At 65.2% G+C, this 19,875-nt stretch carries 15 protein-coding genes; 6 read left to right on the plus strand and 9 right to left on the minus strand.

The genetic code is table 11. The annotated features are described in order from the left end of the window. Positions 1 to 51: 51 nt before the first annotated feature. The 4 genes from ISP17_RS04640 to ISP17_RS04655 all read right to left on the minus strand — a co-directional run bounded on the left by ISP17_RS04640 (position 52) and on the right by ISP17_RS04655 (position 6,081). Positions 52 to 2,208 (minus strand): tetratricopeptide repeat protein, encoded by a 2,157-nt coding sequence (locus tag ISP17_RS04640; protein WP_404630500.1) that lies wholly within the window; start codon positions 2,206 to 2,208, stop codon positions 52 to 54. A 71-nt stretch (positions 2,209 to 2,279) separates the two neighbouring features. After that, positions 2,280 to 3,041 carry a TfpX/TfpZ family type IV pilin accessory protein gene (gene tfpZ, locus ISP17_RS04645; protein WP_404630502.1) on the minus strand — a complete coding sequence of 254 codons (762 nt, stop codon included), beginning with the start codon at positions 3,039 to 3,041 and terminating at the stop codon, positions 2,280 to 2,282. 384 nt (positions 3,042 to 3,425) lie between these two features. Beyond that, positions 3,426 to 5,318 carry a hypothetical protein gene (locus ISP17_RS04650; protein ID WP_404630504.1) on the minus strand — a complete coding sequence of 631 codons (1,893 nt, stop codon included), beginning with the start codon at positions 5,316 to 5,318 and terminating at the stop codon, positions 3,426 to 3,428. Positions 5,319 to 5,655: 337 nt separating this feature from the next. After that, positions 5,656 to 6,081, minus strand: a complete 426-nt coding sequence (locus ISP17_RS04655; RefSeq protein ID WP_404630506.1) for a pilin — start codon at positions 6,079 to 6,081, stop codon at positions 5,656 to 5,658. Positions 6,082 to 6,549: 468 nt separating this feature from the next. Here ISP17_RS04655 and ISP17_RS04660 point away from each other — a divergent pair, with 468 nt between their 5' ends. Continuing rightward, positions 6,550 to 8,625, plus strand: coding sequence for a prolyl oligopeptidase family serine peptidase (locus ISP17_RS04660; protein ID WP_404631435.1), 2,076 nt, complete (start codon positions 6,550 to 6,552; stop codon positions 8,623 to 8,625). 133 nt (positions 8,626 to 8,758) lie between these two features. On the opposite strand, the gene corA is transcribed toward ISP17_RS04660, so the two are convergent. Continuing rightward, positions 8,759 to 9,772, minus strand: a complete 1,014-nt coding sequence (corA, locus tag ISP17_RS04665) for a magnesium/cobalt transporter CorA (protein ID WP_404630508.1) — start codon at positions 9,770 to 9,772, stop codon at positions 8,759 to 8,761. Positions 9,773 to 9,922: 150 nt separating this feature from the next. Between corA and ISP17_RS04670 the strand changes: the two genes are divergently transcribed. Then, on the plus strand, positions 9,923 to 11,947 hold the full coding sequence (locus ISP17_RS04670) for an acyltransferase family protein (protein ID WP_404630510.1): 2,025 nt from the start codon (positions 9,923 to 9,925) through the stop codon (positions 11,945 to 11,947). A 15-nt stretch (positions 11,948 to 11,962) separates the two neighbouring features. Here ISP17_RS04670 and ISP17_RS04675 read toward each other — a convergent pair whose 3' ends face one another. The 4 genes from ISP17_RS04675 to ISP17_RS04690 form a co-directional block, all read right to left on the minus strand. Then, entirely contained in the window at positions 11,963 to 13,177 is a 1,215-nt protein-coding gene (locus ISP17_RS04675; protein ID WP_404630512.1) for a lipoprotein N-acyltransferase Lnb domain-containing protein, read from the minus strand. Between the two features lie 166 nt (positions 13,178 to 13,343). After that, positions 13,344 to 14,195: an HlyC/CorC family transporter gene (locus tag ISP17_RS04680; RefSeq protein ID WP_404630514.1), complete on the minus strand. Its 852-nt coding sequence runs from the start codon at positions 14,193 to 14,195 to the stop codon at positions 13,344 to 13,346. Between the two features lie 250 nt (positions 14,196 to 14,445). Then, entirely contained in the window at positions 14,446 to 14,895 is a 450-nt protein-coding gene (gene ybeY, locus ISP17_RS04685) for an rRNA maturation RNase YbeY (RefSeq protein WP_404631437.1), read from the minus strand. Between the two features lie 11 nt (positions 14,896 to 14,906). Next, a complete protein-coding gene (locus ISP17_RS04690) occupies positions 14,907 to 15,899 on the minus strand; it encodes a PhoH family protein (protein WP_404630516.1) in 993 nt (330 codons plus the stop codon). A gap of 131 nt (positions 15,900 to 16,030) precedes the next feature. On the opposite strand from ISP17_RS04690, the gene ISP17_RS04695 reads away from it, so the two are divergent. From ISP17_RS04695 to ISP17_RS04710, 4 genes are read left to right on the plus strand one after another with little or no spacing between them, the layout of a single operon-like run. Then, on the plus strand, positions 16,031 to 16,687 hold the full coding sequence (locus tag ISP17_RS04695) for a TetR/AcrR family transcriptional regulator (RefSeq protein ID WP_404630518.1): 657 nt from the start codon (positions 16,031 to 16,033) through the stop codon (positions 16,685 to 16,687). Then, entirely contained in the window at positions 16,684 to 17,649 is a 966-nt protein-coding gene (locus ISP17_RS04700) for an HlyD family secretion protein (RefSeq protein WP_404630520.1), read from the plus strand. The genes ISP17_RS04695 and ISP17_RS04700 overlap by 4 nt, the downstream gene beginning before the upstream one ends. Before the next feature lie 14 nt (positions 17,650 to 17,663). After that, positions 17,664 to 18,593, plus strand: coding sequence for an ABC transporter ATP-binding protein (locus ISP17_RS04705; RefSeq protein ID WP_404631439.1), 930 nt, complete (start codon positions 17,664 to 17,666; stop codon positions 18,591 to 18,593). Next, on the plus strand, positions 18,590 to 19,699 hold the full coding sequence (locus tag ISP17_RS04710; RefSeq protein ID WP_404630522.1) for an ABC transporter permease: 1,110 nt from the start codon (positions 18,590 to 18,592) through the stop codon (positions 19,697 to 19,699). Before ISP17_RS04705 ends, ISP17_RS04710 begins: the two co-directional genes overlap by 4 nt. Positions 19,700 to 19,875: the final 176 nt, after the last annotated feature.

Genomic DNA, 19,875 nt, shown 5'->3' on the forward strand with positions numbered 1-19,875 from the left:
AACGTGTGCGGCAGGCACGGTGGTTCGCCTTGGTCGCTCCAAGCGACGGGTTTATCTCAATCCCGGCAGCGCACGCAGTTCCTCCAGACTTGTGTTTAACCGCCCGCCGATATTGAGAAGCTCCAACTGATGCAGAGCCTCAAGCGCTCGTTGTACTTCGCCCTGGGCTGCCAGCATACGAATCAGGGTGATCCTGTAGGCCGGCTCGTCCGGGCTGGATTTTACGGCCTCTTCGGTCATGCCCTCCCCCAGGGCGTGGTTGCCGAGGGTATTCCAGGCGTAGTCACCATAGGTGGCGAGCAATCGGGCGCTGGGCTCGGGATGCGAGAGCGCGGCTGTGAATGCCTCCACCATGCGACCTTGGGGCAGCTCGCAGTTGCGCTCGTTGGCACATTGCGTCAATGCAACCAGCGAACTCTCGTCCTGCACCCCCGGTTTGTGCGCCTTCAATTTGGCGATCATGCTGTCCCACCACGCATCCTTCAGCGGTAGGTGCATGCGCGAGTTCATGAAGATCAACGCTTGTTGCGGCAGGATCGATGAGTCCGGCAGTTTCGCGGCCCGTTCGAGCGGTGCATAAGCCATCCGGGTATAGGGCGAGTTCGGGTCGTAGTGCGACTTGATGATGTAGTTGCGGCCCAGCTCGTATTGCGCGCGCGGGGATTGTGGCGCGCGTGCGGCCAGGCTCTGCGCAAGTCGCAGTGGATCTCCCCAGGCGTAGGCGGTGACCGCGGTGAGGCTGGTCCCGTACAGCATCAAGCCGGCCAGCGCGACGTAGCGAACCGTTGCCAGTGGCAGGGCCTGGCTGACTTCTCGCATGCCATGACCGTGGGCGGTGCCGTTGGTTTTGAAGGAGCGCACGCTCGGCGCGAACTCTCCAACCGCCACCGTTTCTGGCGATCGCGCAGCGGGCGCTCGCTTGCGGGGAAGCGCGGCGAGCAGCGGCACAATTGCCAGCATCAGCCCGAAGCTGGCGAAATAGTTACGATGCTCGTAGATCAGTTCCAGCGGCAGGATGGTGCCGGTAAGCAGCTGGCAGCCGAGGAACAACGCGATGCCAAGCGCCACCAGCGGTCGGCGGCGACGCAGCCGCAGCATCAGCGCGATCAGCCCGGCAAGCAAGGCGATGCTGGCCAGGGTGGTCCACGGCGACAGCAGGCCGGTGGAGACGTGAAAATCGTCGTGATAGAACGACAGCGCTCCCGGCGTTGGCAGCACCGTCCACACGATGTAGTCGACGATGACGCGTGCTTCGCTGAGCAGGCGCGTCGCCAGGGTGAAATCACGCGCAGCCCAGGCCTCGTGGCCTAACAGGCCGGGTAGCAGCCAGCCCAGGCCGGCCACCATCGGCAAGACAAGTACCAGCACGAACAGCGCGATGAGGCGATGGTCACGCCGCGCTGCCGACAGCGGCGCCTTGGCCATGGCCGGTGGCCGGAAACCGAACACGATCCACTCGATCAATGCGGCATACAGCGGCAGCATCACCGCGGTTTCCTTGGCCAGGATGCCGACTGCCGTAGGCACCGTAATGCTGAGCAGGCAAAGCACGAATCCACCCGGTCGACGCGCGGACGGCGGCGCCGCCTCACCCGCGCTGACAGTCATGCCGAGCATGCGTCGTCGCCCTTCGACGTAGCCGATCAGGCCGGCCAGCACGAACAGGTTGGCCATGCTTTCCATGCGCTGCACTACATAAAGCACGGCGGTAAGGTTGATCGGTAGCAGCATCCAGCAAGCCGCTATCAACGTTGCCACAACACCTGCGCGGCCGCTGGTAGGAGCGGCTTCAGCCGCGATGCCCTCGCTGGGGTATTCGGCCGGAAGCATCGCGGTTGAAGCCGCTCCTACAGGGTTTGTTGCCACCGGTAGATTGACGGTGCGCCTTGATGTCGCCTGCAACAGTTGCCGAGAAAGCAGGAACACCAACCAACCGTTCAATAAGTGAATCACCAGGTTGGTGGCTTTCCAGGCATAAGGGCGCAAGCCGGTGCCCAGATAGTTGGCAACAAAGCTGAGCGAGGCCAGCGGGCGCCTGAATTCGCTGGAGGGCGAGGAGAGCGCGGCACGCACCACGCTGGAGACGCTGACTTCGCTCGGCTGTACCCCCTGGTTGTCCACGATGTTGGGGAAGTCGTCGAACAGCCAGCTTCCGGACAGGCCGGGTAGATACACCGCAGCCGTCATCAGCAGGGCTGCACCGATCATCCACCACTGTCGGCTACGCATCCGGGGAGTGTATCGAATGCATCAGGTTGTAGCGATACGCCGCCGGCCGATCACCACGGATCGATCGGTAGGGCAGTGAGAACCTTGCCCGTGCTGCCGTTCACCAGCATCGTCAGGCTTGTCTTGCGCGTCATCAGCGGCAGCCAGACGGTGTTGGCGCCGGTTTGATCGGGATGCTTTGCAAGCCAGTGGTCGAGCGCCGGGCCGGCATGAGGATTGATGCGACGTAGCCCGGCCAGCGGCTTTGCGCGCTTCAGCAGCGCGGGTGCGGTCTTGGTGTAGCTGACATAGTATTTGGGCAATAGCTGGATGTCTTTTCCTTGCATCGCAGCCTCAACGACCGCGTTGTGCTCGGCAGGGTCGGTGGGTACCGGTGCGCCGACCAGGCGTGGGCCGGTCCACGACAAGGTGCGGAAGGCAGGCGTGCTGCCCTGGGCAAGGTCTCTCGGATCCAGATCCTCTGCGGTCACCAGATTGAAGCGGTCGACGCTGGCCACGATGAAAACCGGACGCGCGACCGTGATCACGTGCAGGCCGTAGACCAGGGCGATCGCCTGTGCCGCCGCGATGACGGTGAGGTCGAAGCGCATGCCTTTTTTGCCGGCCTTGAACACGATCAGGGTCAGCATCGGGCCGAGCACCAGATCCACCCCGATCAGTAACAGCATCAGTACGCTGGCACCAGTCGCCTTGAAATAAGGTGGCGGATACCACAGGCCAAACACCAGTGCGCCGACACACAAGGCGATGGTGGCGCTTATGCCAAGGTGGATGGCGGCCGCTTTCCAGCGGGACATGCGGGTATGGGACATGACGTGTCGACCAGTTCTGCGTCAATACGTTGAAACGGCTGTGCCAGGGGGGCGTGGCGCTTGCGAGTTGAAACCCTTATTGATGATACAAAACCGCGTTTTGCGCTTCCAGATAGTGGTGAAGTCCGTCTCAGCACCGCCCGCGGCACGCGCACCGCTGCGGCGCTGTGTTGACTTAACGGCGGCTACTTGACGTTGCACATCGGCGTGCTCTGGTGCACGCGGCTTGTTCGATCAAGGCGACGTGCACCCAGCTAGAGTCGGTTTCTGACTGGCGCCGCTCGGCCCATCGTTTTGCAGCGCTGGCCGGGTCTTGTCCCACTTTGGCCTGGTGATGGCACGAGGCGGCCCGTTTGAATTTGGTCTACACGATCGGCGCATGCATCATGGGGTCGGAGCGGGTGACTCCGGCTTGGCTTTCGTGGCGTCTTGATCGAGAAATTCCCGCAGCGCCGCCAACCCTCGCTGGTCATTGATATCGCCGGGCTTGGCGCGACGGGCCACCTCGGCGTACATACGCTCGGCCTCGGCGTGCATGCCGTTGTGCACGTACACGCGAATCAGAAAGGCGCCAACGGGAGCATCCGCACCGGGTTGCCACGCAAGCCGCGCCTGCGGCATCGCGCGGACCCAGTCGCCAGTCTGCGCATAGAGCTCGGCGGCGGTCAGGCGCAAGCGCCACTTGGCCCGCTCCCCGTCGGACTGGGACGGTGTTGCGGCCAGCATGGCGACGATGGTGTCGGCCACGGTGGCGGGTTCGGCGCCTTTGCAGGGGCGTTGGGCACCAAAGTCGGCCAGGTTGTCGAAGGCGTACATTTCGCCCAGGGTCACCTTGGGTTGCGCCAGCGCGACGGCTTGCTGCAGGTCCTCACCGTGGGCACGACCGGCACTCATGCAATCGCCCAGCACCCGGTTGATGTGGGCCAGCTCGACGGTGCGGGGATCGGGGCTTTGCAGCAAGCGCGCGAACGCGGCGTGCGCAAGGGCGACATCGTCATGGTTGATGCCATACCACGCCGAGGCAAGATTGGCGCGCAGCGAACCGGGGTGATACCGGACTTCCTGGGCCAGCAAGGTGCCTTCGCTGGACCAGACCACGGCCCGCGCGTAGGTGGCGAAGCCCAGCGCCAGCGCGAAAGCAGTTGCGGCCAGCAGGCCCAGCTGATGGCGCGACAGGTTTTGCGTATGCAGCTTGCGTGTGACCAGCTCGGCCATGCCGGCAACCGCGAGGAGCAGGCCGAAGGCTGGCAGGTAGTTGCGATGCTCGAAGTACAGTTCCAGAGGAAGAAAGCTGGATTCCACCGCATGCGCTACCAGAAAGAAGAACCAGCCCGCGAACACGCTCGGTGCGCGCTTGCGCAAGGCAACCGCCAGCGCCGTGAGGGTGACCAGGGCGAGCACTGAGAACAAGGTCGTCGGTGGTGACAACCATCCAGTGGAGGTCGCGAAATCGTCGGTGAATACGCCCATGCTGGGGCCGCGCGGCAGGAGCAATGCACCGACGTAGTCCATCAGTGCGCGGCTTTCGGAAAGCAGTCGCTGTGGCAGGGTGAAGTCCCGCTCGCGATAGCCGCTCAGCAGACCGCCCGCATGTAGGAGCCATGTGCTTGCGAGCAGTCCCGGCACCGCCAGGAATAACGTGTAAAACGCCCCCAGTGCACGCTTGTCGGCTCGTGTGTGGCCAAAATAGGCCAACTCGAGTACGAGGCACAGCGCCGGAGCGACGACGGCATTTTCCTTGCCCAGCAGGCCGAGCGCGACCAACAGCGGAAACAGCACGAAAAGGCCCACCAGCGCGCGGCGGCCGTTGCCCTGCTCAAGTGCCTGGCGTGCGGCAAGGTAAACCCCTAGCGATGCCAGCGTGAACAAGGTGCTGATCTGCGCCATCCGCTGCACTGCATACAGGGTGGTGCTCACGTTCAGGGGGTGCAGCAACCACATCGCCGCCAGCAGTGCTGCTGTGAGGCTGGCATGTGCGGCCAGGCGCGCATCGCGTGCCAGCGCCCGCCGCAGCAAATGCCAGCCTGCCAGGCCGCACAGCAGGTGTACCAGCAGATTGCCGAGTTTGAATGCGAAAGGGGTATAGCCACCAAGCCAGGCGCTGAGCATCAGCGTGGCCATCGACAGCGAGCGCCCGAACATTCCCGAGCCATTGGAAAACATCACATGGCGCCAGCTGTCGGCGCCATGCAGCCAGGCGTTGATCGGAGCGAGGTTGTTGCTGTCGTCGAGCAGGAACGGGCCGTGCAGCCCGGCCCAATAGACCCAAGCTGTCACCAGCAGTGCTGCCGCCAGTAGCCATCTAGCTGCCCGCATCGCATTTCTCCCCGATTGATCTTGCACTATGCGGGCTGGCAACTTGTTTGTCACGGTCGTGACGAGGGTGCTGGGGTGGGGCGATTGCCAAGCGGTAACCATCGCGCGCCAACACCTCTGCGTACAGTTCCGGTGGCTTCGCGATCACGCGCACCTCGGTGTCAGTACAGGCCAAGGATCCCCCCGTTACCGACTGTGGCATGGCCTGGCTGTCCATGCTGGCCTGGGCAAAAAAAACCCCGCTTGCGCGGGGTTCTTCTTTGGCTAGTTCAAGCCCCCAAAGGGAGGTAACCAGATATCAGCGGCAGGTGGCCGGCAGATACTTGTCGCCGCCGCTCCCGGTGCAGGTCCAGGACGTGCCGACTGCGCCGGTGCCTGCTACCGGGGTGAAGGTCAGCACCACGCCCTTGGCCTTGGTGGTGCCGGTGACGGTAATCACGCCCGTGGTATCGACGCAACCAGTGCTCAGTACGTTTGCATCGGCGGGGGTTACGTTGCCAGTCGAAACGCCTTTGCAGGCGCCGGCAGCAATGATTCCGCTGTTGGCTGCAATGTTCTCGGCCACTGTGGACTTCATGCCATCGCCAATAACGGCGAGGCCGGCCACGCGCGAGCGAACCATGTAGTCCTGGTAGGCCGGCAGCGCAATGGCGGCCAGGATGGCGATGATCGCGACCACGATCATCAGTTCGATCAGGGTGAAGCCCTTCTGCATCTTCTTCATGGTGGTTCCTCTGTTTCTTGGGTTAGCTAACCGGATGATGCCCCCTGAGCCCCAGTCCCAAATCCCCCTAGGCGGGATAGGACCCCTCTCACGGTCAGGAACGACCAGGAAGCTCACGGAAGTTCAAGCACCGAACGTGCCACAACTTCCGTCGTCAATTTCTCCACATTGACGACATATTCGATTGTGCATGCGATCACGAAAGCCTTACAAGTTTTGTCGTCCCAAGGATGTGATTCTCAAAGCGTGAACCGTGCAGCAGGACGATAAGTGCCGCTCGATGTCACTTGTTGACGTGTTGCGTCAAGTTGTCTGAAGTGTTTGGTGGAACGTTCAAATACTAGTCCACTCCGGGCACCGCCGAGATCCTTTGACTCCGCGCCGCACCGGCCGCGAAGGTATGCCCACTACGGTGACAATGTCCTGGCCATTCTTCGGAACAAGGGTGAGGCGATGAAAAGACTATCAATGATGCTGGTACTCGCTGCGGCGGCATGTGCCGCGACCACGAGCGTGCCGGCAGCGCCTGTGAGCGCACACCCCTTCAACATCCACGACTTAGTGATGCTCGACCGCGTGGGCGATCCGCAGCTTTCGCCGGACGGGCGCCATGCCGCGTTCGGCGTGCGCAGCACGGATTACGCGGCCAACAAGGGCGTCAATGCCGTCTTTCTGCTGGATCTGGGCGGCGGCAATGCGCCTGTGAAGCTGCTCGATGGTGGCAGTGCAGCGCGGTGGTCGGTGGATGGCAAGAGCCTGTTCTACATGGCTCCGGCCGGCGGCGTGAACCAGCTGTGGCGCGTGGATCTCACGCCCGGCAAGCACGGCATGGTGCTGGCTAAGCCGGTGCAGGTAAGTCACTCCGCGCTGGACCTGGGTGGCTTCGCCCTCTCGCCGGATGGCAAGCGCGTGGCAATGACTTATGAGGTCTATCCCGATTGCGCCGATCTCGCCTGCACGAAGGAGCGCATGGACGGCGAGGCGTCGGATAAATCCACCGGCAAGCTCTACAAGAAGCTGTTCGTCCGTCACTGGGATGCGTGGGCGAGCGGCCGGCGCAACCAGCTGTTCGTGGCGAGCTTCGACGAGCGGGGCCAGTTGCCGGCAGAGCCCACCCTGGTCAGCCGCGACATCGACGGCGACGTGCCGAGCAAGCCGTTCGGCGGCATGGAGGAACTGGCGTTCGCGCCGGATGGGCAGAGCATCTATTTCAGTGCCCGCATCGCCGGCAGCAGCGAGCCGTGGTCGACCAATTTCGATGTTTACCGCGCGCCGGTGGACGGCTCGGCCGAACCGCAGAATCTCACCGCGGCCAATGCCGCCTGGGACGCCTATCCGGTGCCGTCGCCGGATGGCCGCACACTCTATTACTTGGCGATGAAGGAGCCGGGGTTCGAGGCCGACCGCTTCGCGATCATGGCGATGGATCTGGCCAGCGGCAGCACGCACGAGGTGGACCCGCAGTGGGATCGCTCGCCGGGCAGCCTGTCGATCGCGGCGGACGGCAAGACGCTGTTCGCCACTGCCGACGACCGCGGCCAGCACCCGCTGTTTGCGATCGACCCGAGCAGCGGTACCGTGCGGCAGCTGGTGGGCGACGGTACCGTCGGTGGCTATGCAGTGGCCGGCAACACCTTGCTGCTGGCTCGCGATGATCTCAAGCGCCCGGCCGATCTGTACGTGGCCAAGGCGAACGGCCATGGCCTGCGCCAGGTCACCCACTTCAACGCCGCGCGCCTGAAAGATACCAAGGTCGGCGACGTCGAATTCTTCACCTTCAACGGCGCCGGCAACGAGCCAGTGCAGGGCTATGTGGTGAAGCCGGTCGGCTACAAGCGCGGCAAGACCTATCCGGTCGCCTTCATCATCCACGGCGGGCCGCAGGGCGCGATGAACAACGGCTGGAGCTATCGCTGGAACCCGCAGACCTACGCGGGGCAGGGCTTCGCCGTGGTCACGATCAATTTCCACGGTTCCACCGGTTACGGGCAGGCCTTTACCAACGCCATCTCCGGCGACTGGGGCGGCAAGCCGCTGGAGGATCTCAAGGCGGGCTGGAACGCCGCGCTGGCCAAGTACAGTTTTCTCGATGGCGACCGCGCCTGCGCGCTGGGCGCCAGCTACGGCGGCTACATGGTGTACTGGATGGCTGGCGTGTGGAACGGGCCTTGGAAGTGCTTCGTCGACCACGACGGCGTGTTCGACACCCGCGCCATGTACTACGACACCGAGGAGCTGTGGTTCGAGGAAAAGGAAAACGGCGGCACACCGTTCGATCATCCCGAGAATTACGAGCGTTTCAATCCGGTCAACCACGTGAAGGATTGGCGCGTGCCGATGCTGGTGGTGCACAGCGGGAAGGATTTCCGCATCCCGATCATCCAAGGGCTGGGCGCCTTCACCGCCTTGCAGCGCCGCGGCATTCCCAGCGAGTTCCTCACCTTCCCCGACGAGAACCACTTCGTGCTCAAGCCGCAGAACAGCGTGCAGTGGCATGAGACGGTGAACGCTTGGCTGAAGAAGTGGACAGCCGCGCCGCACTGAGATTGGTGGGCTACCACGCGCGTCCCCCATCCATCCATCGAGCCATGTAGGAGTGGCTTCAGCCGCGATGCTCTTCGTCACTTTTCAGAAGAAGCGTCGCAGCTGAAGTCGCTCCTACAGGGGGCTGCTCGTTCTACAGCCAGCGTGACTTGCGCAGCCATGTGAAGATGCCGGCGACGACGGCGATCACCAGCACGATCATGGTCGGGTAGGCCCACGGCTTGTCCAGTTCGGGCATGTGGTGGAAGTTCATGCCGTACCAGCTGGTGATGAGGGTGGGCGCGGCGAGCATGGCGGCCCAGCCGGCGAGTTTCTTCATCACTTCGTTCTGGCCGAAGGTGACCAGCGAGAGGTTGATGTTGATGGTGGCGCCGAGCATTTCGCGCATCGCGCTGACCGACTCGTTGACGCGGAACACGTGGTCGTAGACGTCGCGGAAGTAGGCGCGCAGGTCTTCCGGGATGAGGTTGGGATGTAGCCGCACCAGCTGGCTGATCACGTCCTGCAGCGGGGCAACCGCCAGTCGCAGCGTCATCAGGTCGCGCTGCATGTCGTAGAGCCGTCGGACGGTTTCGCGGTTGAAGGCCTCGGCGAAGATGTCCTGCTCGAGCTCCTGCAGCTCTTCGCGGAAGTCGCGCACGATCGGCATCAGGTTGTCGACGATGAAATCGAGCACGCCGTAGAGGCCGTAGCTCGGTCCGAGCGCGAGCAGGTCGGGCGAGTGTTCGCAGGTGCGACGCGCCGGCGCATACGAGAGCGAGGCGCCGTGGCGCACGGTGACCAGGTAGCGCGGCCCGAGGAAGATGTGCGTCTCGCCGAAGGCCAGCTTGCTGGCTACAAGCTGGGCGGTCTGCACCACGATGAACAGCGAGTCGCCGTAGGCCTCGATCTTGGTGCGCTGGTGGGCGTTGTGCGCATCCTCGATCGCCAGGTCGTGCAGGTCGAACTCTTCCTGCAGCTTCTCCAGCAGCGGTTCGTCTGGCTCGTGCAGGCCGACCCATACGAAGGTGTCGGGCTGCTCCAGCACGTCGCTGATCGCATCGAGCGTGATGTCGCCGATGCGCTTGCCGTCGCTGTGGTAGGCGACGCAGTTCACCACCATCGGAGCGTCGGATGAGGTGGAAGCGGGAAGTGTGGACAGGGGCATGGTCGCATGATGCCGCTGCGCCGAGGGTCAGGGCAACAAAGTGTCAACGTCCCGGAGATCCCCGCATTCGAAGTTCCGGATAATCCGATGATGGCGGTGGCTCAGTATCATCGTGACTCTAACGGCCAGCGGCGCATGGGGTGCGGATAGATGAAGGGGCATGAATATCGGCTGGGCTATCGAGCCGACCTGGAAGGTTTGCGTGCCGTGGCGATTCTGCTGGTGGTGGCGACACACGCGGGAGTGCCGTGGCTGCGTGGCGGCTTCGTCGGCGTGGACGTGTTCTTCGTGTTGTCGGGTTTTCTGATTACTGGTCTGCTGGTCCAGGAGGTATCCACTACCGGCGGTCTCCGCTTTGCCGATTTCTATGTGCGCCGCTTGCGCCGCTTGCTGCCGGCATTGCTGGTGATGCTTCTTGTTGTCGGGCTTTTGGCCGCGTTCCTTTTGGCGCCGGCAGAACAGCGCGAGCAGTCGTCTGCCGCCGCAATGGCCGCGCTTTGGATGAGCAACATCCATTTCGCGTTTGCTGAGCTGGGCTACTTTGCCCCAGATACCGAGACGAACCTGTTTCTGCATACCTGGTCGCTTGGTGTAGAGGAGCAGTTCTATCTGATCTGGCCCGCACTGCTGGTGTGGTTGCTCGGGCGTGATGGTGAGCGTGGTATCCGGCGATTGAAGATCGGCATGCTGGTGGTGCTGATCGTCAGCTTGGCGAGCTGCCTGCTGTTGAGTTACGAGGCGCCGAAGCTGTCGTTCTACATGATGCCGATGCGTGCCTGGCAGTTTGCAGTAGGCGCGCTGGTGTGGCTCTGCTTCAAACAGCCGCGCGCGTCGCTGGACATGTTTCCGCATGAATTTGCCCCATCGTGGTTGCGGGCAGCCGGGTGGCTCAGCCTGGTGCTTATTCTCTTGGCAGCTTCGCTGTTCGGCACTGACATCCCTTATCCAGGCCTGTATGCCCTGGTGCCCACGCTCGGTGCTGCGGGTGTGATTGCTGCCGGAAGCGTTTCGCCACGACCAGTTGGCGTGCTGCGTTTGCTGTCATGGCGACCCATGCGATGGCTGGGCGCAATATCCTATTCTTGGTACTTATGGCATTGGCCCATGCTGCTGCTTGGGCATGCGCTCACCGGCTCGGATGTGCCAGTGTATCGGGCGACTTGGGTACTCTTGTCGCTTGCGCTCGCCTGCGTATCGTTCTGGTGTATTGAGATGCCGCTCCGCTATCGCAGGGAGTGGTTGAGGCGTTCGGGGATGGCAATCTTTGGCGCATTGGTGCTGATGTTGTTTGCCAACAGCCTCTGCGTGCGCTGGTACAACATCGCCTCGGCGCGGATGAACTCGCCGGTCATGCAGAAATATGCCGCTGCGCACGGTGACGCGCCCGCGATATACGCTATGGGGTGCGACGACTGGTACTACAGCGATCGAGTGCGGGTCTGCGCATTTGGCCCAGCCGATGCAACACATACCGCGGTACTGATGGGCGATAGCCATGTCGGGCAGTGGTTTCCGGCCGTTGCCAAGGCATTCGACAGGCCGGGTTGGCGCCTGCTGGTGCTAACCAAATCCTCGTGTGCAATGGTAGACGCGCCGTTCTTCTACGCTCGCATCGGCAAGGAATACACGGTATGTGCGGCGTGGCGAGAGCACGCCCTGGAGAAGCTCGCGGAACTCAAGCCGAATGTGCTGTTGATGGGCAATGCCAAGTATGGCTTCACGAAGGAGCAGTGGATCACCGGTATTGCTAGCGTGCTTGGCAAGTTGAGCCCGGTCACGGGGCACATTTATGTCCTGCGAGACACACCGCATTTGCCGTTTGATGGACCAGATTGTCTCGCTGAGCATGCAGGGCGGCCGGCATGGTTCTCGTTGCAGTATGCGTGCCGTGCTTCGGCGGCCGACCAGAATGGAGATGCGGTGTTCCGGTGGCAGCAACTGGCTGCCGCCCGTTTCGTCAACGTCAGCATGTTGGATCTGAATTCTTCGGTCTGTCCTGAGAATATCTGTTCAGCCGAGCGCCAAGGTCAGGTGGTTTTTCGCGATTCTCAGCATCTGACCGGCAGCTTCGCTGCCTCGCTCGGATCGGTGATGGCGCTGAAGCTGGGGATGAATGCCGCAGCTGCGACCGGCAAGGTGGTGTTTTCCGCGCCTCGCAAGGAGGCGCTGCACTAGTTCGTTGAAGTCCAGTCAGTGTGTGGTCGTTCCACGCAGCGACCACGCCAGTGCCAGCCACACCGGCAGCGCCAGCAGCAGCCAGGGCTGGTTCTGCTGCACGATGCCCGGTAGCAGGTGCAGGGCGATGGCGATCAGACCGGCAACGAGCTGGGCGATCAGCAAGGCATCCACCCAGCGCGCGGTTACCGCGCCGCGCTCGCTGCGCCATATCGTGGGGATGAGAGCGAACGCCAGCGGATCGAACAGCAGCAGGTTGGCGTTGGCCCATGCCGAGTGGTGGCTGGTGAAGATCCACAGGCCGAGCATGAGCAGACCGGCTGCGCCGGCCAGTACCAGCCAGGTGATGGCGAGCACCACAAACAGCGCCCGGATGCGGCGACGCGCGATCACCAGCAGTACGGCGAGCGCGGCGCCGGCGAGCGCCATCGGGCCGCGCAGATCCGGTGCCTGCGGCGGCGGTGCCTGCACGCGGTTCGGCGAGACTTCGTGTTCTTCGATCACCAGCGGCGAGTGGCCGCCGTGCCCGTCCGGCACCTGCACGGCGCGCAGCTCGCGCTGCAATGCCATCGGGATGAAGGCTTCCTGCCAGCCGCTGAGCGGGTGGTCGGCATACGGCCCCAGGCCCAGGTCGAGCAGCAGCATCAGCCACGGTTGCGCGCTCATCAGGCGGTCGGTCTGCTGGCGGTAGGTCATGCTGCCGGGGCGGGCGGCGAGGGTGGTCTTGAGGATGCCGCCCAGTGCCTTGTCCAGTGCATCGCGCACGCGGGTGCTGCAGTTGTCGACGTAGTAGTCGTAGTCGTAGCGCGCGTTTTCCGGACGCAGGTTCCACAGCAGGAAATCGCGCAGTGCGGCCGCCTGTTCCGGCGTGAAGGCGAGGCGCTGGCGGGTGATCGAGCGGCCGGCCTGCACGTACCAGCCGGTGTCGACGTCGGTCGGTTCGGCGTCCATCAGGTAGTGCATGCGGCCGCGCGCGAAGTTGAGCAGGAAGCCCTTCTCGTCGAAATCGAACACGCCGTAGTTGAAGCTGACTGCCTCGCCGTCGCCCTTGTCCTGCACTTCGATGGCGATGTGGCCGAAGCGCTCCCAGTAGGTGTCGCCCGGGCCGTAGGTGATCACGGTGATCTGCAGGTTGGCCCCCGGGGCATTCGCCACGCCGGCGTGGGCGGGCCAAGTGGTGCCGAGGAGAATCAACAGAAACAGCGCGAGGGCGCGGCGGAGCAGGGGCATCGGGACCGACCCGGGAGCGGGAAAGGCGCCACTCTAGTGGCGGTGGGCCGGGGTGTCGACGTTTCCGGAAGGCAGTTTTTGCAGGAGCGCATCCTGTGCGCGAACGCTCCTCCATGCGATGGAGAAGAGGTCGCGCACAGGGTGCGCTCCTACAACGAGAGGTAGTTCAGTCCTGCGCGGGCTTCTGGCTCACGCGGAACTGCTGCACGCGGCGGTCGTCAGCCTCGGTGACGTGGAACAGGTAGTCGCCCACGACGATCTCCTCGCCCGCTTCGGGCAGGTGCCCGAACTCGGAGGTGACCATGCCGCCGATGGTGTCGAACTCCTCGTCCGAATACGATGAGCCGGTCTGCTCGTTGAAGTCGGCAATCGGGGTGAGCGCGCTCACCAGCCAGTCGCCGCCCGGCTGGGCGTGCATCAGGGTAGGTTCTTCCTCGTCGTCGTGCTCGTCGTCGATCTCGCCGACGATCTGCTCGAGCACGTCCTCAATGGTGATCAGGCCGGCGACGCCGCCGTATTCATCAACCACCAGTGCCATGTGGTTGCGGCTGAGCCGGAACTCGGCCAGCAGCACGTTCAGGCGCATCGATTCGGGGATCAACACCGCCGGGCGCAGGATGGCGCGGATGTCGAAATGCTCGCCGTCGCCGAAATACTTCAGCAGGTCTTTGGCCAGCAGGATGCCGAGGATCTCGTCCTTGTCCTCGCCGTGCACGGGGAAGCGGGAATGTCCCGACTCGACCACGGCAGCGAGGATGTCATCGAGCGGGGACTCGGCGGAGATCATCACGATCTGAGCGCGCGGGACCATCACGTCGTCCACGCTCAGTTCGGTGACTTTCAGCGCACCCTCGACCATGGTGAGGGTGTCGTTGGAGAGGAGTCCGTTGGCCTGGGCTGCGCGCAGCTCCTCGACCAGTTCCTCGCGATTGCGCGGCTCGCCGGAAAACATGTGGCCCAGTCGATCCCACCATGATCGGTGGGCCGGGCCGCCGGTACTGCCAGGTTCGTCGTTCATCACTCTTGAAAGCTCTGCCCGTAGCCGGGCGGAAGGCGCAGTCTAGCGGAAATGACCTATCGATTCAGCGCATTGGGCAGCATGGAGAAGCGGCGCGCAGCGGAGCCGTGTCGCTGTCGGGGCTGAAGCCCCCCTACAGTGCGTGAGCTGTGGGTCTTGTGGGAGCGGCTTCAGCCGCGACGCTGGTGGCTTGCGACGTGGGTTGTGGGGGCTGAGGCCCCTCCCACCGCGAGCCTCCGCGCGCCGGCTCCTACGGGCGATACGGATCGGCGATGCCCAGTCCGGCCAGGATTCGCGTCTCCAGCGCCTCCATCACCTCGGCCTCGGCCTCGATGATGTGGTCGTGGCCGAGCAGGTGCAGCACGCCGTGCACGGTCAGGTGGGCCCAGTGGTCGCGCGGCGCCTTGCCCTGTTCGGCGGCTTCGCGGGCCACCACCGGGGCACAGATCACGATGTCGCCGATCAGCGGCAGCTGGACTCCGGGCGGCAGGTCGGCCCCGAACGAGAGCACGTTGGTGGCGTAGTCCTTGCCGCGATAGTCGCGGTTGAGCGCACGGCCTTCGGCGACATCGACGATGCGGATCGACAGCTCGGTGGCGCGCCGCCGCTTCGCCCCGCGCAGCGCGGCCTCCACCCAGCGGCGGAAGCTGGCCGCGGCCGGCACACCCGCACGCGGCGCCGCGTAGCCGACGTGGACCATCGTCTCGCCGCTCACTTGCTGTCGCCCCTGGCGGCCTCGGCAGCCGCCTCGAACGACTCGTACGCCCGCACGATCTTCGCCACCAGCGGGTGACGCACCACGTCGCGCGAAGTGAAGAAGGTGAAGCTGATGCCGTCCACGCCGCGCAGCACCTCCACCGCATGGCGCAGGCCCGAGCGCACGTTGCGCGGCAGGTCGACCTGGCTGACGTCGCCGGTGATCACCGCCACCGAGCCGAAGCCGATGCGGGTGAGGAACATCTTCATCTGCTCGACCGTGGTGTTCTGCGCCTCGTCGAGAATCACGTAGGAATCGTTGAGGGTGCGCCCGCGCATGTAGGCCAGCGGGGCGATCTCGATCACGTTGCGCTCGATCAGCTTGGCCACCTTCTCGAAGCCGAGCATCTCGTACAGGGCGTCGTACAGCGGGCGCAGGTAGGGATCGACTTTCTGGCTGAGGTCGCCGGGCAGGAAGCCCAGCTTCTCGCCGGCCTCCACCGCCGGGCGCACCAGCAGCAGGCGCTGCACGCGGTTCGCTTCCAGCGCCTCGACCGCGCTGGCCACGGCCAGGTAGGTCTTGCCGGTGCCGGCCGGGCCGACGCCGAAGCTGATGTCGTGGCTGGTGATCGCGTGCAGGTAGCGCGCCTGGTTCGGACCGCGTCCCTTGATCACGCCGCGCTTGACCTTGATCGTCACCTCCTGCGCGGCTTCGGCCGCTTCGGCGGTGATCGCCTCGATGCCGGATTCGGCCAGGTGCAGGTGGATCGTCGCGCCGGTCAGCGCCTCGCTGGCGGTGGCGTCGTACAGCAAGCGCAGCACCTTCTCCGCGGCACGCGTGGCAGGGTCGTCGCCGATCACCTGGAAGATGCCGCCGCGGTGGTTGATCTCCACGCCGAGCCGCAGCTCGATCTGGCGCAGATGCTCGTCGAACGGGCCGCACAGGTTGGCGAGGCGGACGTTGTCGACCGGGTCGAGGGTGAAGTCGCGCTGGTTCAGAGGGCTCATAGACGGGCCAGCATAGCGCGGGAGCGGCTTGCTTCGCCGCGTGCGGCCCGTCGTGAGCTCGCTCGCCGGGCGGCACTTGCGTTTAAATTAATGGTTGAATTAATTTTATCCGCATGCCTGCTCGAACCTCCATGCCCCCACCCCGTCGCCGCCGTGCCGGTCGTCCTGCCGGCGACGATGGCGATCTGCGCGGCCGCCTGCTCGACGTGGCCGCCGGCCAATTCGCCAGCGCCGGCATAGCCGCGGCCTCGCTGCGCGCCATCGCGCAGGAGGCCGGCGTGACGCCCGCGATGCTGCACTACTACTTCGGCAACAAGGACGCCCTCGTGCGCGCCCTGCTCACCGAACGCCTGCTGCCGACCGTGCTGCCGCTGCGCGAGACGCTCGCTGCGGTGGGCGACTCGCCGCTGGAGCTGGCGCAGGCGTTTGCGCACGGCGTGTCTGACGTGGTCGCGCAACTGCCGTGGCTGCCCGCGCTGTGGGTGCGCGAGGTGCTGTGCGAGGGCGGTGCGCTGCGTGAGTTCGTGTTCCGCGAGGTGATGCCGAGCCTGCCTCAGGTGCTGGCGCAGCGCTTCGAGGCGGCACACAAGTCCGGGCAGCTCGCTTCCGGCATCGACCCGCGACTGCTGGTGGTTTCGCTGGTCGGACTGACCCTGTTCCCGGCGGCCGGCGCACCGATCTGGCAGAAGGCCTTCGGCATGCCCGGGCTCGACATGCCGGCGCTCGTATCCCACACCCTCGCGCTGCTGACCCACGGCCTGGCGCCTGCCACGGAGACCTCCCCATGACCGGCCGTCTGTTTGCGCTCGGCCTCGCCGCCCTCGTCCTGGCCGGTTGCCAGCGGCACACGGACGAGGCGCCGGGCACGCTGGAGTACGACCGCATCACCCTGCCGGCGCCGGCGGGCGAACGCATCGTGGCGCTGCACGTGCGGGCGGGTGAGTCGGTGAAGGCGGGTCAGCCGCTGCTCGATCTCGATCCGGCGCACACGCAGGCAAACCTGGACGCCGCGCAGGCTGACGTCCGCCGGCAGCAGGAGGCGCTCGCCGAAGGCGTGGCCGGCCCGCGCCAGGAAGACATTGCCAGGGCGCGCGCAACACTCGCATCGGCGCAGGCGCAGGCCCGCGATGCGCAACGCTATCTCGAACGTCTGCAAAAGGTGGCGCAACAGGAGCGGGACGCCGTGGCCGCCTCGGACCTGGATCGCGCCCGCGCCAACGCCCAGAACACCGGTGGCCAGGCCGACGCTGCCCGCGCCGCGCTCGACCAGCTGCTGCACGGCACCCGCAGCGAACAGCTGGCGCAGGCGCGCGCTGCCGTCGCCGCAGCGCAGGCGCAGGCCGACGCGCTGCGCGTCACGCTGGGCAAGCTGCACGTGGTGGCGCCGCGCGATGGCCGCATCGATGACGTGCCGTATCGCCTCGGCGATCAGGCGCCGGTGGGCGCGCCGCTGGCGATCGAACTGGTCGGCGATCGTCCGTATGCGCGGATCTACGTGCCGGTGGCGATGCGCGCCCAACTCAAGGTCGGCAGCGCCGTGCAGGTACACGTGCAGGTACACGTGCAGGGACGCGACCAGCCGCTGGCCGGCCACGTGCGGCTGCTGCGCGCCGAGCCGGTGTTCACGCCGTACTACGCGCTCAGCGGCGACGACGCCACGCGGCTGAGCTATCTCGCCGAGGTAACGCTGGACCAGCCGTCCGACCTGCCGGCCGGACTGCCGGTGCACGTGGCGCCGGCGCGGCCATGAGCGAGGCGCCGGCCATCCACGTGCGCGGGCTGAGCAAGCGGTTCGGCCAGCTGCTCGCCGTCGACCATGTCGACCTGGATGTGCCGCGCGGGCGCGTCTACGGCTTCCTCGGGCCGAACGGCTCGGGCAAGTCCACCACCATCCGCATGCTCTGCGGCCTGCTCACACCGACCGAGGGCGACATCGAAGTGCTCGGCCTGCGCGTGCCGCAAGAGGCCGAGGCGTTGCGCCGCCGGATCGGCTACATGACGCAGACCTTCTCGCTGTTCGCCGACCTTACCGTGGGCGAGAACCTGGAGTTCATCGCCGAGATCCTCGGCGTGCCACGCGAACGCAAGCGCGCGCGCATCGCCGAGCTGATGGAGCGCTACCACCTGGCCGACCGCCGCGAGCAGCTTGCCGGCACCATGAGCGGCGGCCAGAAGCAGCGCCTGGCGCTGGCCTGCGCGGTGATGCACGAGCCGGAGTTGCTGTTCCTCGACGAGCCGACCAGCGCGGTGGATCCGGAATCGCGCCGCGACTTCTGGGAGGCGCTGTTCGAGCTCACCGATGCCGGCACCACGCTGCTGGTGTCCACCCACCTGATGGACGAGGCCGAGCGCTGCCATCGGCTGGCGATCCTCGACCGCGGCCGGCTGGTGGCTGATGGCACGCCGGGCGCGCTGACCGGGGCGCTGGAGGGACGCACCTTCCTGGTCGAATCGGACGATCCCCGGCGTGCGCAGCACGCCCTGGTCGATGCGCCGGGCGTGCTCGGTGTCGCCCAGGTCGGCCACGCGCTGCGCCTGCTCGCCGACGAGGATCAGGGCGACGGTTTCGCCGCCGCAGTGGAGCAGCGCCTGCGCGAGGCGGGGCAGGCCGCGCAGCTGCGGCCGGCACCGCCCAACCTGGAGGACGTGTTCGTCGCCGCGACGCGTGCGGGTGAACGGGAGCGCGCGGCATGAACCTGCGCCGCCTGTGGGCGATCATGCAGAAGGAGATCCGCCAGCTGCGACGCGATCGCATCACGCTGGCGATGATCATGGTGATGCCGATCCTGCAGCTGGTGCTGTTCGGCTACGCGATCAACCTCAACCTGCGCGGGCTGGATGCGGCGATTGCCGACCAGGCGCAGACCAGCGGCTCGCGTGCGCTGGTGATGGACATGCTGGCTACCGACGTGATCCGCCCGGTGGCCAGCGCACACACGCCGGAGGAAGTGGTCGACCTGATTCGCCGCGGCCGCATCAATGTCGGCGTGGTGATCCCGCCGGACTTCGAGGCGCGCCGGCAGGACGGACGCCCGGTGGCGCAGGTGCTGGTCGACGGCAGCGACGCCACGGTGGCTGGCGCGGCCGCGCAGCTGGCGCAGACGCCGGTGGACAGCCGCCTGCCCGACCTGCATGCGCCCTACGCCAGCACGCCGCCGGTGCCGCGCATCGTGGTCACCTCGTTCTACAACCCGGAGCGGCGCTCGGCGATCAACATCGTGCCCGGCCTGATCGGCGTGATCCTGACCATGACGATGGTGCTGTTCACCGCCATCGCCATCGTGCGCGAACGCGAGCGCGGCAACATGGAGCTGCTGATCGCCACGCCGCTGACCAGCACCGAGCTGATGCTGGGCAAGGTGGTGCCGTACGTGCTGATCGGCCTGGTGCAGACCACGGTGATCCTGGCGCTGGGACGCTGGCTGTTCGACGTGCCGATCCGCGGCAGCCTGCTCGACGTCTACCTCGCCGCGCTGCTGCTGATCGCCAGCAACCTGACGCTGGGTCTGCTGATCTCCTCGCGGGCGCAGTCGCAGTTCCAGGCGATGCAGATGACCTTCTTCATCTTCCTGCCGTCGATCCTGCTGTCCGGCTTCATGTTCCCGTTCTCGGGCATGCCGGTAGCGGCGCAATGGATCGCCGAGCTGCTGCCGCTGACCCATTTCCTGCGGTTGATCCGCGGCATCATGTTGCGCAATGCCGGTCTGCTCGACCTGTGGGGCGATGCGCTGGCGCTGATCGTATTCACCGCGGTGATGATGGCCGGCGCCATCCTGCGCTTCCGCAAGCGGCTGGATTGAGTCATTCCCCCATCTCTGGTCTGGAAAATTGTCTCGATTGCCCTATGCCGTCGTAGCGCGATTCCCATGCGCACAAAAATATTCAACGTCGTCATTCCCGCGAAAGCGGGAATCCATTTGATCTTTAGCCAAGGGCAAGATGGATGACCGGCATCCGCCGTTGAGAGGCGCCTCCC

Origin of the sequence: Dyella ginsengisoli (genome assembly GCF_044904665.1) — a bacterium.
Lineage (GTDB): Bacteria > Pseudomonadota > Gammaproteobacteria > Xanthomonadales > Rhodanobacteraceae > Dyella_A > Dyella_A ginsengisoli.